The 15,282-nt window shown below is 53.8% G+C and carries 11 protein-coding genes and 1 pseudogene; 3 read left to right on the forward strand and 9 right to left on the reverse strand.

Annotated elements, in window-relative coordinates; translation table 11 throughout:
* Positions 1-126: 126 nt before the first annotated feature.
* Genes fabV through ABT56_RS00265 form a run of 3 tightly spaced genes read right to left on the reverse strand, consistent with a single transcriptional unit; the run spans position 127 to position 3,214 of the window.
* Positions 127-1,338, reverse strand: a complete 1,212-nt coding sequence (gene fabV, locus ABT56_RS00255; protein WP_047876846.1) for an enoyl-ACP reductase FabV — start codon at positions 1,336-1,338, stop codon at positions 127-129.
* Positions 1,339-1,353: 15 nt separating this feature from the next.
* Positions 1,354-1,821 carry a methylated-DNA--[protein]-cysteine S-methyltransferase gene (locus ABT56_RS00260; protein ID WP_047876847.1) on the reverse strand — a complete coding sequence of 156 codons (468 nt, stop codon included), beginning with the start codon at positions 1,819-1,821 and terminating at the stop codon, positions 1,354-1,356.
* Positions 1,822-1,852: 31 nt separating this feature from the next.
* Positions 1,853-3,214: a DNA-3-methyladenine glycosylase 2 family protein gene (locus tag ABT56_RS00265; protein ID WP_047876848.1), complete on the reverse strand. Its 1,362-nt coding sequence runs from the start codon at positions 3,212-3,214 to the stop codon at positions 1,853-1,855.
* Positions 3,215-3,954: 740 nt separating this feature from the next.
* On the opposite strand from ABT56_RS00265, the gene ABT56_RS00270 reads away from it, so the two are divergent.
* Complete coding sequence (locus tag ABT56_RS00270) at positions 3,955-4,926, forward strand: TAXI family TRAP transporter solute-binding subunit (RefSeq protein WP_047876849.1); 972 nt, start codon at positions 3,955-3,957, stop codon at positions 4,924-4,926.
* A 62-nt stretch (positions 4,927-4,988) separates the two neighbouring features.
* Complete coding sequence (locus ABT56_RS00275) at positions 4,989-7,586, forward strand: TRAP transporter permease (RefSeq protein WP_047876850.1); 2,598 nt, start codon at positions 4,989-4,991, stop codon at positions 7,584-7,586.
* Positions 7,587-7,616: 30 nt separating this feature from the next.
* Here ABT56_RS00275 and ABT56_RS23150 read toward each other — a convergent pair whose 3' ends face one another.
* A complete protein-coding gene (locus ABT56_RS23150; RefSeq protein ID WP_053062325.1) occupies positions 7,617-8,555 on the reverse strand; it encodes a DUF3427 domain-containing protein in 939 nt (312 codons plus the stop codon).
* Positions 8,556-8,731: 176 nt separating this feature from the next.
* Here ABT56_RS23150 and ABT56_RS00290 point away from each other — a divergent pair.
* Positions 8,732-9,706: pseudogene (locus ABT56_RS00290) on the forward strand (glycosyl transferase family protein); the annotation flags it as partial.
* Positions 9,707-10,228: 522 nt separating this feature from the next.
* Here ABT56_RS00290 and ABT56_RS00295 read toward each other — a convergent pair.
* Genes ABT56_RS00295 through ABT56_RS00310 form a run of 5 tightly spaced genes read right to left on the reverse strand, consistent with a single transcriptional unit; the run spans position 10,229 to position 15,280 of the window.
* On the reverse strand, positions 10,229-12,418 hold the full coding sequence (locus tag ABT56_RS00295; RefSeq protein WP_047876852.1) for a phage tail protein: 2,190 nt from the start codon (positions 12,416-12,418) through the stop codon (positions 10,229-10,231).
* The gene (locus ABT56_RS23800) at positions 12,391-12,636 is read right to left on the reverse strand and encodes a hypothetical protein (protein ID WP_157037748.1); all 246 of its coding nucleotides are present in this window, start codon (positions 12,634-12,636) and stop codon (positions 12,391-12,393) included. Before ABT56_RS23800 ends, ABT56_RS00295 begins: the two co-directional genes overlap by 28 nt.
* Positions 12,608-12,820, reverse strand: a complete 213-nt coding sequence (locus ABT56_RS00300) for a hypothetical protein (protein ID WP_047876853.1) — start codon at positions 12,818-12,820, stop codon at positions 12,608-12,610. The genes ABT56_RS23800 and ABT56_RS00300 overlap by 29 nt, the downstream gene beginning before the upstream one ends.
* A 29-nt stretch (positions 12,821-12,849) precedes the next feature.
* Positions 12,850-13,614, reverse strand: a complete 765-nt coding sequence (locus ABT56_RS00305; protein ID WP_240478226.1) for a phage BR0599 family protein — start codon at positions 13,612-13,614, stop codon at positions 12,850-12,852.
* Positions 13,589-15,280 (reverse strand): hypothetical protein, encoded by a 1,692-nt coding sequence (locus ABT56_RS00310; RefSeq protein WP_047876855.1) that lies wholly within the window; start codon positions 15,278-15,280, stop codon positions 13,589-13,591. The genes ABT56_RS00305 and ABT56_RS00310 overlap by 26 nt, the downstream gene beginning before the upstream one ends.
* Positions 15,281-15,282: the final 2 nt, after the last annotated feature.

The raw sequence follows: 15,282 nt of genomic DNA on the forward strand, positions 1-15,282 counted from the left end.
TATTCATAAACTAATACCGATTCAGAACTATCTCGGTTTTAATCATGATCAGACAGATAAAAAAATGCCACAGCATGACTGTGGCACATATTCATTCAATACATTTCATTTGATACAAAAATAAGTTTACGGCTGCATTTTCGTCAATATATTGACACTTACAGGCTGACTATAATCAACCTCGTCATAGGCAAATCCATTCAACTGCAAAAAATCCTGCTTATATCCAGCGTAATCTCCCAGCTCGGCAAAATTGTTCTCGTTGATCTGGACCATGAGCTCGGCTACCTCCCGCTGTACATCCTGTGCTAGCTCCCAATCATCCATGCGGATCAGGCGTTCCCCATCTGTCTCAACCGCATTATCCGGGTAGAACTTGGTCGCGAACATCCGCTGCATTTGCTCAATGCAGCCCTCATGGCACCCTTTGGCCTTCATCACCTTGAACAAAGCCAAAATATACGGGGCAAATGCCGGAATAAACACGCTGGCCTTGGTCACCAAAGCCTTGCAGACCGCCACATGGGCCTGCCCGCCGATATCAGCCAAACGCTGGTTAATCTCATCAGCACTGTGATGGAGATGCTTTTTTGCTTGCCCTAACGTCCCTTGGTGATAAATAGGGTAAGTCAGCGGGGAACCGACATAGGAATAGGCCACGGTTCGGCATCCCGGAGCCAATACCCCGGCATCGGCAAGGCAGGCTATCCAATCCGTCCAATCCTCACCGCCCATAACCTTAACTGTTTCAGCAGCCTCCTGCTCCGAAGCCGTACCTACGGTTAGCATTTCCATCGTATCGCGTTCGAGGTTAAGGGTAGGGCCTGTCACAGGCTGCCCCAGCGTCTTTATCACCGAACGCCACATATCTGGCGCGGTATTGGTCGCCTCCGGCTTTGGTCGTACTCCCGTCGCCAAGCTGTACACCACCAAGTCAACCTGCCCGCCCAAATCGGCTTGAATCGCATCAATCACCTGACGACGAACAGCCGGTGAAAAGGCATCCCCCACAATATTGGTCGCGATCCGTCCGGCACGCTCAGCTTCTTGGCGGAAAAAGATATTGTTATACCAGCCCGCTGTCCCGATCCCCTTGTCACTCGGGCCACGCTCAAACGAGACACCGAGGGTATCAGCGTCAGACCCACCAAAGGTCAGCGCGATCCGCGACGCCAGACCAAATCCCGAAGAAGCCCCGAGTATCAGCACCCGCTTGGGCCCATTGATAATCGGCGCAGCCTTCTTGACGTAATCGATCTGGTTCCTGACAGCCTGTTGGCAGCCATACGGGTGGGCCGAACGGGCAATCACGCCGTTGATAATCGGTTCTATCACCATAATCCAATCCTTAGCTCAGTAGTTTGCCGAATCCATCTGCTTCTCATGGTCAAGCAACCACACTTTAATGTCCAGCCCCCCAGCATATCCGGTGAGCTTACCGGAACTGCCTATCACCCGGTGGCAGGGCACAATGATCGGTATGGGGTTTTTGCCGTTTGCCGCCCCCACCGCCCTTACTGCTTTGGGGTTTCCTATTTCCCGCGCGATATCGGCATAGGAGCAAGTCTCTCCGTATCCAACCTGCTTGAGAGCCTGCCAAACCGTTTTCTGAAAGGCCGTTCCGGCCATCTCCAATGGCAACTCAAATTCGCTTCGCTCGCCGGCAAAATACTCGGCCAGCTGCAAGCAGCACTGTTGGGTCAGCGGACTGGGATTCTGGGCCAAATCGGCAGGGGCATCAAAGGCGATTTCGGTCACCGCGCTGTTGTTGGCCAGCACATTCAGCCAGCCAATCGGCGTATTGATAAGTTGATTGCTCATGAATCTATCTCGCTACATTCACCACTTGCCATCAGGCCAGCAGCGACCACAAATATAAAGTCAGGTAACTCCGCCAAGGGGCGGCAGAAAGGGGCTCGCATGGATATTGCGTCAAGGCCTTCTTCACCCCGAGATCCCCCTCAAGGAAAATATCCGGCTCGCTCAGTCCACGCATCCGCAGGTAATTTACCGTCCACGGGCCTATCCCCGGCAATGCCAACAGGGCGGCAGGATCATCCAGCGAATGACCAACAGCAAAGCGAGCCAGAATACTTAGCGTATCACGCCTACGCTGTGGCATACCGAGCGATGAGAAATCCCAATCAGCTACCTGTTGGGGGGATGGAAAATAGCACCGCCCATCCTCATTGTCAGGATTCATGGCAACCAGCTTGGTCACCAAGTTTCGGGCGGCCTTCACCGATACCTGCTGGCCGAGCACCGCCCTCACGCCCGCTTCAAACGGGCTCCAAATTCCCGGCAGACGAATTCCAGAAGACAAAAGCGGCTCCCCCATCGCCTGCACAAGGCATGACTCAATACGCGCCGAGTCAGCATCCAAATCCAGACAGCGGCGAATATTGGCAAGAAGAACTGCCAGCTGGGTAATATCATCTAGCTCGATTGTCACATTAAACTGAGACTTATCAGGATCGTGCACCGCGGTAAAGTGCCCTTTACCCTTCCCGTCGCCAAAGGTGCGGCCGTAGCTATTTTCGCCCACCCACTCCAACCCCTCGATAAGCCGCGAGCAATAAAAATCCCTAACCGCGCTCCAATCATAAGGGGGACGATATGCCAACGTCACGGTGACAGCCCCAGAAGAGAGCGGATGTCTATTTCGCTGACGACGTACTTCTGTTGGCGTCAGGGCAAAATGTTGCCTGAAACTGTCGTTAAATCGCCGGATACTGTTGAAGCCACACGCCAAGGCGATTTCTGTCACCGGCAAGCGGGTCTCATGCAGCAGTTTTTTCGCCAGCAGGCACTGTCGATATAGGCTGTAGGCTTTCGGCGACATACCGATCTCGGTATCGAATAGCTTGCGCAGGTAGCGCTCAGATACTCCCAACCGAGCCGCAAGCTGCGGCAAATCCCCCGAACACAAAGCACCTTCATCAATCAAGCGCTGAGCACGGCGAAACGTCGTGCTTTTACCCAGCCATGCCGGAGAGCCCGGCGCACTGTCGGGACGGCAGCGCAAACAGGGGCGGTATCCAGCATTGGCAGCGGCAATGGCCGACGAAAAATATTCAACGTTACGCTCAAGCGGTGCTGGAGCCGGGCAGATAGGGCGGCAATAAATCCCCGTTGTTTTGACGGCGGTGAAGAATAACCCGTCGTAACGGCGGTCCTTGCTCAGTCTCGCCTGCTGGCACTGCTCGGCCGACATTGGCTCACTCGTTCCCTGCCGCCTGTTTGCTGTAGTCGTGGCAGATTGATGTCTGGGTAATACTGGCATAGCAGGCAGGCTCCGTTAATGAATATACGTTCAGTCTACCGCGCCCGCTCCACATTACTAGCCATAATCGGTACTCACCTTTTTCCTGCCACCAGCCCCTCTATCCTCCCGACTTAACCTCGTCAAAAAGCAGCTCCAATCTGACAGCGATTGCTCACACCGACAGGAGAAGGTACAGAACATTCTCCTATTGTAGGAATACCCCCATTAAAACAGCCTCATTCCGAGCCTGAAAACAGCTAAAAATCAGCCATAATTGCCATAAAATCCGCTACCAAAAAGAGGATATCTCTTGTGATGTCACGCTATTCTCGATCGCACAGCGCCATACAGACGATAAAACAGGCAATATATCCCGCTTTTGCACGCATTTTCACAATATAACGCCATTTCTCAATATATGGGAAAGCGATGTATCCATAACTTCTTTTTACCTTTACAGTGAATCAGTAACAGGCTTGTTAATACATGCTGTCACTGACATGCATAATCAAGCAAGCTGATACATATCCCGCTCTCAGGGACAAACACAACACACAAGCAACATCATAAAAAATAAAGCAATGACAGACCTAGGTGGCACATTGAGCGTGCCGTTACAGGCAGGCTTCTGCATAAAGCAAAAGCCTGCCTGCCCACCAAGCGACTATGGATAAATCAGGAATGAGAAAATGAAAGGAATATCGCTGATTGCAGCCGTTATTGCTGCCGCCTCTACATTATCATATAGCGAGAATAGCCTCGCTTTAGAACAGTTCATTACCATCGGTACCGGCGGTCAAACTGGCGTTTACTATGTTGCCGGCCAGTCCATCTGCCGTTTCGTCAACCGTGGCGTCGGTGACCACGGCATCAAATGCAATGCCCCGGCTAGCGGCGGTGGCGTGGCCAACGTAAACGGGATCCGCAGCGGCGAGTACAACTTCGGTGTCATGCAGTCGGATCACCAATACAAAGCCTTTTACGGTCAAGCGCCTTTTGCCACCCAAGGCAAAATGGCCGACATCCGCTCGGTCTTCTCGCTCCAAAGCGAGATCTTCACCATCCTTGCCCGCAAAGATGCCAATATTGCCGATTTCGACGGCCTGAAAGGCAAACGCGTCAATATCGGTAACCCCGGCTCTGGCCAGCGGGATACCTTTGAGCAGCTCATCGATGCCAAAGACTGGAACCATTCGGTCTTCTCCCTTGTCGCCGATCTCAAGCCAGCCGAACAAGCCGCGGCAATGACCGACAACAACATCGATGCCATGAGCTACTTTGTCGGCCACCCCAACGGGGCAATTCAGGAAGCGACCACTACGGTGGATGCGGTATTTGTTCCGGTAACCGGCCCGATCATTGACGCGCTGGTTGCCGACAAGCCTTACTTCACGAAGACAGAAATCCCGGGCGGTATGTACCGCGGCAACCCGGATCCCGTCCCATCGCTCGGTGGCAAAGCAGTCCTTTCCACCAGTACCCACACCGATCCCGAACTGGTTTACCAGCTGGTGAAATCGGTATTCGACAACATCGACCGCTTCAAACGCCTGCATCCGGCCTTTGCCTCGCTCAACGAGAAAGAGATGATCAATGCCGGTCTCACCGCCCCGCTCCACGAAGGAGCCGAGCGTTATTACAAGGAGCGAGGTTGGCTCTAAGCCATGCTTCGCATTGTAAAAACGAGTGCCGCTTTTGCGGCACTCGCTATTGAGTAAACGTTATGGAAAAAACACCTATTACATCCCATGATGCCCTGTCGACCGAAGAGCTCATCGCCCAGGATGTTGGCGCCCGCTTACCTTCCGGGCCAATGGCAAAGCTGATTGCCGCCCTCGCCCTGTCTTGGTCCCTGTTCCAGCTCTGGATCGCCTCGCCGCTGCCTTTCATTATCGGCTTCGGGGTGATGAACGACACCGAAACCCGCGCCATCCATCTGGCTTTCGCCCTGCTGCTGGCCTTCTTCGTCTTCCCGGCCCGCAAGCGCTCTCCTCGTGATCGCGTCCCCGGCAGTGACTGGCTGCTCGGCCTTGTTTCAACCGCAGCAGCGCTTTATCTTTTTGTTTTCTATGCCGAACTGGCCCAGCGCCCGGGCAACCTCACCACCGCCGATTTCATCACCGCCTGTGTAGGGATCCCGCTGCTACTGGAAGCGGCCCGCCGGGTTCTCGGCCCGGCATTGCCGCTTATTGCCAGCCTATTTCTTATCTATAGTCTGGCTGGGCCGTGGATGCCGGGGCTTCTCGCCCACCGTGGCGTTCCGCTGCCGGCACTGGCCAACCACCAATGGATCACCACCGAAGGGGTATTCGGTATTGCCCTTGGCGTATCCACCAGCTTCGTGTTCCTATTCGTGCTGTTCGGGGCTTTGCTTGAACGGGCCGGGGCCGGCCATTACTTCATCCAGCTCGCCTTTAGCATGCTCGGCCACCTACGCGGCGGCCCAGCCAAAGCCGCCGTCGTTGCCTCGGGGCTGACCGGGCTGATCTCCGGCTCGTCGATTGCCAATGTCGTCACCACCGGCACATTCACTATCCCGATGATGCGCAAAGTCGGCTTCAGCGCAGAAAAAGCCGGGGCCGTCGAGGTCGCCTCGTCGGTCAATGGCCAGATCATGCCACCGGTTATGGGGGCGGCCGCCTTCCTGATGGTTGAATACGTCGGCATACCCTATGTCGATATCATCAAGCATGCCTTCCTGCCCGCGGCGATTTCCTATATCTCGCTGCTCTATATCGTCCATCTCGAAGCCCTAAAACTCGGCATGCAGCCCCTTGCGGTGGCAACCGTGCGTCCTTGGCTGGCCAGACTGACCGGATTTGCCTTCGGCGCAGCCCTGATCAGCGGGCTGTCGATGGCCGTCTACTATGGCCTAGGCTGGCTCAAACCTCTGCTGGGCGACTACACCCTGCCCGGCGTAGCTATACTTCTGGGCATCGCCTACCTTGGCCTGCTAAAAATCGCGGCCATGAACGAACCGCTCGCCAGCGAAGAAGAGACTAGCCTTGATACCCTGCCATCCACCCGTGCCGTGCTGCTCTCCGGATTGCACTACCTGCTGCCCGTCGTGGTGTTGGTATGGTGCTTGATGGTCGAGCGCCTCTCACCGGGGCTATCCGCCTTCTGGGGCACGGTGATCCTCGTGGTTATCGTGCTGACCCAACGCCCGCTGCTTAACTGGCTGCGTACCGATGGCAAGCATCACTATGGCACGGTTGAGGAGGGGATTGTCGATCTGCGCGAAGGGCTGATCGCCGGGGCCCGCAATATGATCGGGATTGGCATCGCCACGGCAACCGCCGGGATAATTGTCGGTGCCGTCTCGCAAACTGGTGTGGGACTGGTGCTGGCAGATCTGGTCGAGATGCTGTCGATGGGCAACCTGCTACTGATGCTCATGCTTACCGCCCTGCTCAGCCTGATCCTCGGTATGGGGTTGCCAACTACCGCCAACTACATTGTGGTATCGAGCCTGCTTGCACCTGTTATTGTCGTGCTCGGCCAGCAGCAAGGATTAATTGTACCGCTGATCGCTGTGCACCTATTCGTGTTCTACTTCGGTATCATGGCCGACGTCACCCCACCGGTTGGCCTCGCCTCATTTGCAGCAGCGGCAGTCTCGAAAGGCGACCCCATCAAGACGGGCCTGACCGCGTTCTACTACAGCCTGCGAACCGCGGCACTGCCGTTCCTGTTCATCTTCAACACCGATCTGCTGCTAATCGATGTCGACTGGGCCCACGGGATCGCCATCTTCATTGTCGCCACCATTGCAATGCTGATCTTCGCGGCAGCCACCCAGGGCTACTTCCTTACCCGCAACCGCTGGTACGAAACCCTGCTGCTACTGCTGGTTGCCTTTACCTTGTTCCGCCCGGGATTCTGGCAAGACCAAATCACCGATCCGTTCCGCTACGTTGCCCCTAGCGAACTCAGTGCAGAACTCAATAGCCTGAGCGAAGGGGATATCCTGCGCATGCGGATCCGCGGCGAGGATGCTGTCGGGGTCATCAGGGATTTCTCGGTACTGTTCGAAGTACCCGCGGGTGATACCGGCGATGCCAAGCAACAGGCTCTCGGGTTGGAAACTTACCAGCAGGACGGCAAGACCCTGATTGATATCGTCCATTTCTCCAGCCCAGCCGAAAAAGCCGGACTGATGTTCGATCAGGAAATTGTCGAGCTGCGTATCCCGGCCCAGCGCTGGGCCAAGGAATGGTTCTGGCTGCCGGCCGGGCTGCTATTTCTGGTGATCGTGGCCCTCCAGCGCCGCCGGATCAACTCAGCAGAGCAAGAACAGCAACCTCTTGTTCAGCCTTAACGAAAAACGCGGCCAATGGGCCGCGTTTTCTTAAATACTCAAAGGCTTAGGCAGTGTGTATTCATAAGCAATTGGTTTTAAGTCTGAATTTGAAGGATTCCAATTTGAAATTAAATGGGTCGTTCCCATTATCGCCTGATAATCATCATCAGCTGGAACAACATGAATGTGGTAAACAATAAATAAATCCGTTTCAACCTTATCGTCTAAAGCTGAAATCACCTCATTGTATGTGACTGTTACCTTTCCTAACCCCTGTGTTGTACCTTTTACTTCAACACGACGTAACTCACCACCTCGCTCACATTCAAAATCATATGGGCAATGGCTCGATGTATCGATAACGTGATACCCCAGCGACTCATAATATTGCCGAGCTGTCGTCATCGCACGTAGCTCAATCGCTTTCTTCTTTTTGGCATCAGCGATTCGCCCTTGGCCTTTGCTAACAACATACTTCCCTGATTTTTCTCTAGTCGCTAATGTGTTTTCTTTCCAATGATATAACTCAAAAAGCTGCGGTTCAGGTGCGCTAGTATAACCATCAACTAAAAACGTAAACTGCACAGGTTTTTCATTCCTATGCTCCAAAGGTAATAAACGCCCAACATAAACAAAAGGCTGAGTTTTTCCTTTTCTTTTATTAATAATACGCGTAAACAATACGACAGTTTCACCATCAATGATGCGCTTAATTGCAGGGGTGGCTGGCGTATTTTTATTTTGCGATTCCCAATTAAACAGCTCTCCCCCCTCAGCAAAGTAGTCGTGATACTGAATATCTTTTTCAAAGTCACCTTTATCTAACGTCACAAACAACAGCACACAATTATTAAAACTAACAATACCAGTCCAATCTCTGTCTTGTTTTGGAGGTGTCACACACCCCACTCTTGCGACATCTTTACGCGAGTAACAGTGACCAATAACAAAATTTTCAACAGCTAAATTTTCATTTTTTGTAGACATCAAATCGCACTTCACGGCTTCTTACAAAGCATGGAGTGTATTCGTTAAGTGACTAACTATCTGTACATTTACTCACATTTATATCAACAGATAAAAATCCAGCCGCGTGAAAAGCTCTTTTAAAATGCTATGATGAGGTCGTCACGTACAAGACAACTCTCGTCAACAAGGATGATGACATGCCCAACTTCCGCGAGTACATCAAACTCGTCGGCCGCGGCGAAAAAGGCCGTCGACCGCTCACCCAAGAAGAAGCCCGCGACGCACTGCGAATGTACCTCAACGGCGAAGCCGAATTGCTTCAGCTCGCAACCTTACTGATGCTACAACGGGTGCGCTGCGAAACCGCCGATGAAGCAGCGGGGTATATTGAAGCCCTCCGCGAGCGCATCGACCCACAATGGCAGGCTATCAATACCACTATCGACTGGCCATGTTTTGCCGGTAAACGGCGCCAGCCACCGTGGTTGCTGCTGGCCGCCAAACTGCTCGCCCAACGCGGCATCAAGGTCGTACTTAGCGGACACATGGCTGTCGATGCGGTGAAATACCAGATCGAAAGCGCCTGCCCAGCCCTTGAAATCCAGCAAGCCGCAACGCCAGCAGAGGCATCCTCCATCCTTGCAACCGACCATATCTGCTATATTCCGCTAGCCAGCTATTGTGAACCGCTTGTCGAACTATTGGCCCTGCGCGATCTCATGGGGCTGCGCACCCCGCTCAATACCGTTGCCCGAACCCTTAACCCAACAGCTGCCCCCTATTCGATTCACGGGATCTTCCACCAAGGCTACGAGAAAATCCATGCCGATGCCGCACTCCGTGTCGGTGATAACAACATGGTTGCTTTCAAAGGCGAAGGCGGCGAAAGCGAACGTAGCCCGCGCACAACCTGCCACATAGCAGGCATGCACAACGGCATTCGGTTTGACGAAGAGTGGCCGACCTTACTAGAAGCATCATCAGGCAAACATGGTGAGATAAGCGGAGAGTATCTGCAGAGTGTGTGGCTCGGTCATCGCCATAGTGAGTACGGCAAATATGCAACTATTGGAACACTGGCGATCATCTTGAAAATGATGGATAAAGCGAATAGCCAGCAAGCCGCACTCACACTTGCTCAGCAATGGTGGGAAGAGAGACAGGCTTGAGCCTTCTTTCCGTGAATGAAGATAAGTTATTCTTTACTGTACAAAAAAGCACCACGCCCCATGACTTTTCCATAAAGTTACCCACCGTTTTTGTGGATAAAGTCAAAATTAACTTAAAATTCATTAATTTATAAAACGCAACAAATTCAGCAGCGATTCAGGTAATTTTCCTGACATGTAGTTGTAGACGGGCGGTTACAGAACCCGTCGGTTGCTTTAACCTCATGTAGCCGCCCGCGAGGTTTGACAAATGAAACCGCCAGAAATGACAAATCCTTTTTTGTCATTTCTGGCGGACTCTGTATATCGCGCTGTACTTGAATAGGAAACGAGCGGCTGTTGTCGATTACTACTAAATAACCACCCAATTGTATATTTGTCATTTTGAGTGGGCGCTATGAGTATTGGCGATTAACAGCAAGAGCTGACCAATGGTGTTTTTGCCATTTCTGCCGGTTTCTTATGGGTGAGCGATTACTAACTGTTTAAAAATACCTAATTTTAAACACCCGTAAACACGGTTTAAACGCTTTGCGGCGGGTGTTTAATCGCGATCACCTGTGTATAACTTTGCAGGGACTCATAGCCAGAGCGGGTGGCGGTCAAGGTGATAGAGACCCGATTGACCGATTCTGGGATCACTGCATTGTCAAACGTCATAGCAACAGCCTCAGTCTGCTCTTCATGTAATACGATACCTGTATCGGCATCAGTCAGGGTGACCTTGGTCTCTGTGCCCGGCTCTGGTACACCATTGCTGAACCAATCCGACAACAGATGCGGCTCTGCGACCTCGCTGATGCGATTGCGGTGCGACAACGTCACAACCAATGGCAAGGTGGCGACGTCCGGCCAATATTCGCCATTTACCTGCACGTTGGTGACACACAACGGCCTTATCATCCGGCCTTGCAGCTCAATGCCGACCTCAGTGGCAAGCGCTTCATCCAAGGTGCCCCTTGGCGTTACCGTCAAGCCTCGAAGCCTGACCTGTTCACCACTGGTAAACTCGGTCGCTAACGCATCGCCGTCAAGCGATATCACCTCGGTCATCGCTGCATGAATGGCAGGCATTGTATCGAGTATGCCTCGTTTCACCTGCGCCACATCACCTTCCAGACTATGTATCACAATAAGCTCTTCCCCTAACTGGCATAGCATCGGCAGATCCTGAGCGGCAAGATCGCGGCCAAACAGCGGCAATTGGGTATCGGTGTAACTAACGGGCTCAAGCAATACGGTACGCGGGGCAAAACTGGCTCTGTGGCTGTAAACCCAGCGGTCGAAGTGGTTGTAATACAGATCAGCCCCCAGAGTATCGCCGGTTGGACGCTCGGCACACCAGCCAACAAAACAACTGGCCTCGTTCAATGCGGCCAATTCGGAAGGGTTAAACGTATTGGCCAACACCCAATACGGCAGCTCAATAAGTGCCTGCTTTTTGATGGGCTGCGGCTGACTAATCGGGTCTTTCCAGTTACTTGGCGGAGGCGGCGTATAGTCCCCAGTCGCGGAGGCGAAGATATCTTCCATCACCTCCAGCTTGACCTCGGGATTGGCCAAGCTCCCCCGCCGCTTTTTCTGCACCCGCACAATATGGTCCAGCCCCGCAGGCGGGAATACCACCCGCACGACATCCCCCGGCTGGTATACCGCGGCCGAGGTATCGCAATAAAGCTCACACGTCATCAATCGGGCGGAGAGCATCCGCAGCTCGCGCATTGCCACCCGATAGGCCAGCTTGTCGTCATGGATCATCGGAAAGTCCACCGAGTCCCCAATGGTACGCCCAGTAGCATGCAATAGCGCCGAGTTCATCACGGTGACAGCGGCCTTGTCATAGGTCTTCCAGTCAGTGTAAGTCACTGTCAGGGTATTAATGAGATCGGCCTGACTTCGGCGGCGAACGTGGCGCACGGCTCTGATTTGGCTCACCGTCAGCACAGGGATCGCTTCAGGATCATAATCATCGCGGGCCAGGCGCATGGTCACCTTGCCCGATGCCTCATCGGTAAACACATACCCGTTGATATAACGGCAGATATCCTTGATAAACTGCTCGACGGGCTGCTGCTTGACCCAATGGGCATTGAGGCCAAAGCCCTCGTCATAGAGCTTATCGGCACAGCGACGAAACGCCCCCTCATCGATATTGCGGTTACCCGTCCCCCATTCAGGGCATTCAATCAGCTCATGGATAATATGGGCGGCATTCAACCCACCGGCCCCCATCGCCGAGACACTGTCCAGATCGCGCCCCTCACCAATGATCGCCTTGTCGAGATACCACATCGGCTGACCATCCCAACCCGTTTTCAAGCGAGCTACCTCGACCGCCACGGCAGGCGGATAACTGGAGTTGCCCATCTCCGGCTTGCGAAAAACCAACGCGGCTAAATAACGGAAGGCACTCACCACCGACTGGCCATCAATAACCTGCGCACACTGTTCGGCCAGATAATCATTCACCCCTTGGTTGGCTCCCCCCAAGCAGATATCGACATCACCGATCACCCCGCCATGCTGATCGCGGTCCCCAAACAATTCAGGCTCTCGGATGCGAACACGGCGATTGCTGCCTACCCTGGCACCAAACCCAACTTTTTCGCCAAACCAGATCCGCTGGATAAAATCGACCGGGCCATGGCAGAGCACCAAGTGCTGCCCCCAAAACCAGCGATAACCTACGGTTTGCTTTTTCTTGCTGCCCATTGCGATTCCCTGCCCTGTACAAACTTCATCACCACCTCGGTGACCAATGGATCCCCCAACGCCAACAGCTGCCCGCAATCTGCTCCGTCACGAACAAAGTCAGTCCAGCTCAGGCCATAATTGGTGAATACGCCCCGCGCTCCGGCACAGCAAATGCCAAGCGCGGCCAAATCGCGCGGATAGATACGATTACTTTTTGATTTCTTGATGGGACACATCCCCCCACCAATACACGGTCCCGCTGGTGATCTTGACCTTGCCAAAGACCACTCCCAAGGGTTTGCCTTTTTCTATCACCGGGGCCTTTGGCTCCTGCGCATCCGGCGCGGCATGGTTCTGGTTCATTGCACGGTAGCTCATCGCCACCGAAATCACCGCCATAATCAGAGAAACCCAAAACATCATGACTCCTTTATCGGGCTGGATTGCCATTAACGGTCGATGGGATCACCGACATAGGGATTTTTGGTGGGGAGATTCACGGCCCCGCCAAAATTGAAGGCATTGTTGAACCGGCGAAAACAGGTCGCCAATGAACGGTCGCAGCCCCGTGTTATCTGGGCCGCCGTTCCTACCGCCAAGCGAGCGGGATGCAACAATACCAAGGTCACGCCATCCGGTTGCTGGTCGATAAAATAATACGTACCGCCTTGCTTGAGATAGCCAAAGGCATACTCCACCGGCACAGGTTCAGAAATAACAACCTGACAGCCGTCAACGGCCTGAATGGTGATATCCCGCGCCACCTCACGCACCCCGCATTTGCGCGACCCCAGCTCGTATCGGCATTGTGGCGCAATGGTCTCATTCAGCCCCGTGACCTGAAGCTCCGTATGCACTGCCTCAAGCTCCACCGTCACAAAGCCCTCATCCCAAACCCCTGCCATCAGGCGACCGGCAAACACGGCATACACGGTTCGGCCGCCATCTTCCGAACGATAAATCGTCACTTTCGGCGCGGTATTGAGTGGCGGATTCAACGCCAAATTCGCCAGCTCGCTCCCCGCCTCAACTCTAAATTCGGTATCAGCCCGAAGCGGGTCGTCCGACTGTTCAATCGAGGCATCGCGATCAATCACATGGCTTTGCCAGTGATAACCGTTGGCCAGCACATCGCGCTGGCAGGAGGTATACCGCCACACCTCGTCGCGCAGCTCAATCTGATAGAGCTCAAGCACCATCCGAGCTTTCTCCATGGTTAATTTCGCCCTCCGGCACCTCGCGCATCGGCATAGAGACCTGCATCTGATGACGCGGGCGATAGGTGATCTTAACGTGGTCATCATCCGGCCTCATAAGGCGCATAACATGCCCGCCTATCAGATCACCTACCTCTACGGGAACGGTGGCATCACCGCCAATATCGAGAATTTCATTGCCGTCGGCGTCCACGCCCTTGGGCATTGCGAAGACACACTGCTCACCATCTTGCCATTGCAGATAGAGATGGCGGCCGCCGAAGCGATTGAACCCCGTCGGTTTCACTGCGATGCGCTGTCGATTACCCCTACCAGCCAACACGATTTCGCCGTGGAAACTGACCCACCAACAGGTGTTTAAACGGCCTTTAAACTGGGCCAATAATTGCCTGAGCTGCCAACATTCCTCGCGACCGGATGCCAACCAATCGATGATGGTGCTGTACTCGCCGAGATCCCGAGTGGCAATCATGACCGGCTGGCCGCTGTCGGTCGTGCGCTCCTGCCACGAAAATGCGATATTGATTTTTACCCCGCCGGACTTCCCGCGCCTTATCACCACCGGACGCCCCAAATATTCACGAGTAAAAGCCATTGGGCGATTTGATAGCGAGGCAATAGACGGAGATGCGACCGATAACGGCTGGCTATTGACCCAACGGATTTGCTGCTCGGCCCTTGCGCCATGTCGGACGGACTTGAGACCATCAGGGGCAATGACCGCAATGGCTGGCATCACCACCGCATTGCGGCGATCAAACGTCAGCGGGCGCTTGAGCAGCAACACGTCATCAGCCACCTTGTCGATAAAAGCGACCTCATAATGCTCGGCATCGAGGTAGACCACTGCCATCCCATCGGGCTGGAAGTCCCGACAGCGAAGGTCGGTGCGGATTTCGCTCTCCCCTGCCCTCACAGATACCGGCGGGGTGGCATCGGTCCACACTGGGACCACATGGCGATTCTGCCCCTGTGCTTCGTAGCGCGCCGTTTGTTCGGCGGCAACACGCACCGGCAGGTTATAGCGATAGTCGAGGAACTGAATGGGGAGCTCGGCATTGCACAGACGCTGTTCACCGGAATGGGTTTCGACAATGGCCGTGAACCATTGCCAAGATTCAGACACCGGGTAAATCGGCGGGTACGGCCACAGCGCTACCTTGGTGCCCACCACATTCAAGGTGGTGCTTACCGCTACTTGGCTAAAGTTAAAGCACCACTCGAAACGGGCATCGATATTCATCTCGACATGCTGAGAGACCTCAAGGGTAACCGGCCAGAACCCCCCATAGGGCGGCAATACCGCCCCCAGCTTGGGGCCATTAATAGCCAACCCCTTATCGCCCTCTTTGATAAGATCGAGCAGCGACAAAGGGACGGTATAGGTACTCCAGATTTCGACAGGCACATCAGAGGGATTAACAACAAAACCAAGATCAACCGTGCGGGGTGAGATAAAGAGGGTATTTTTAAAATCGCGCTCCCAAAAACCAAGCAACTCATACCCCTGGCGGACTGGGGCAGTATGCCCGCGCACTCCCCAATACTCAGAACGTCCCCACAATAATTCACCGTATTCAGCGAAGGGTATCGACTCCGGCAACGGCGGTTCCGAATACTGCTCAATCCAAAAATATTCTCCGGCAAAATAACCAACACTCATGG

The organism is Photobacterium aquae (assembly GCF_001029445.1).
In the GTDB taxonomy this organism is placed as follows: domain Bacteria; phylum Pseudomonadota; class Gammaproteobacteria; order Enterobacterales; family Vibrionaceae; genus Photobacterium; species Photobacterium aquae.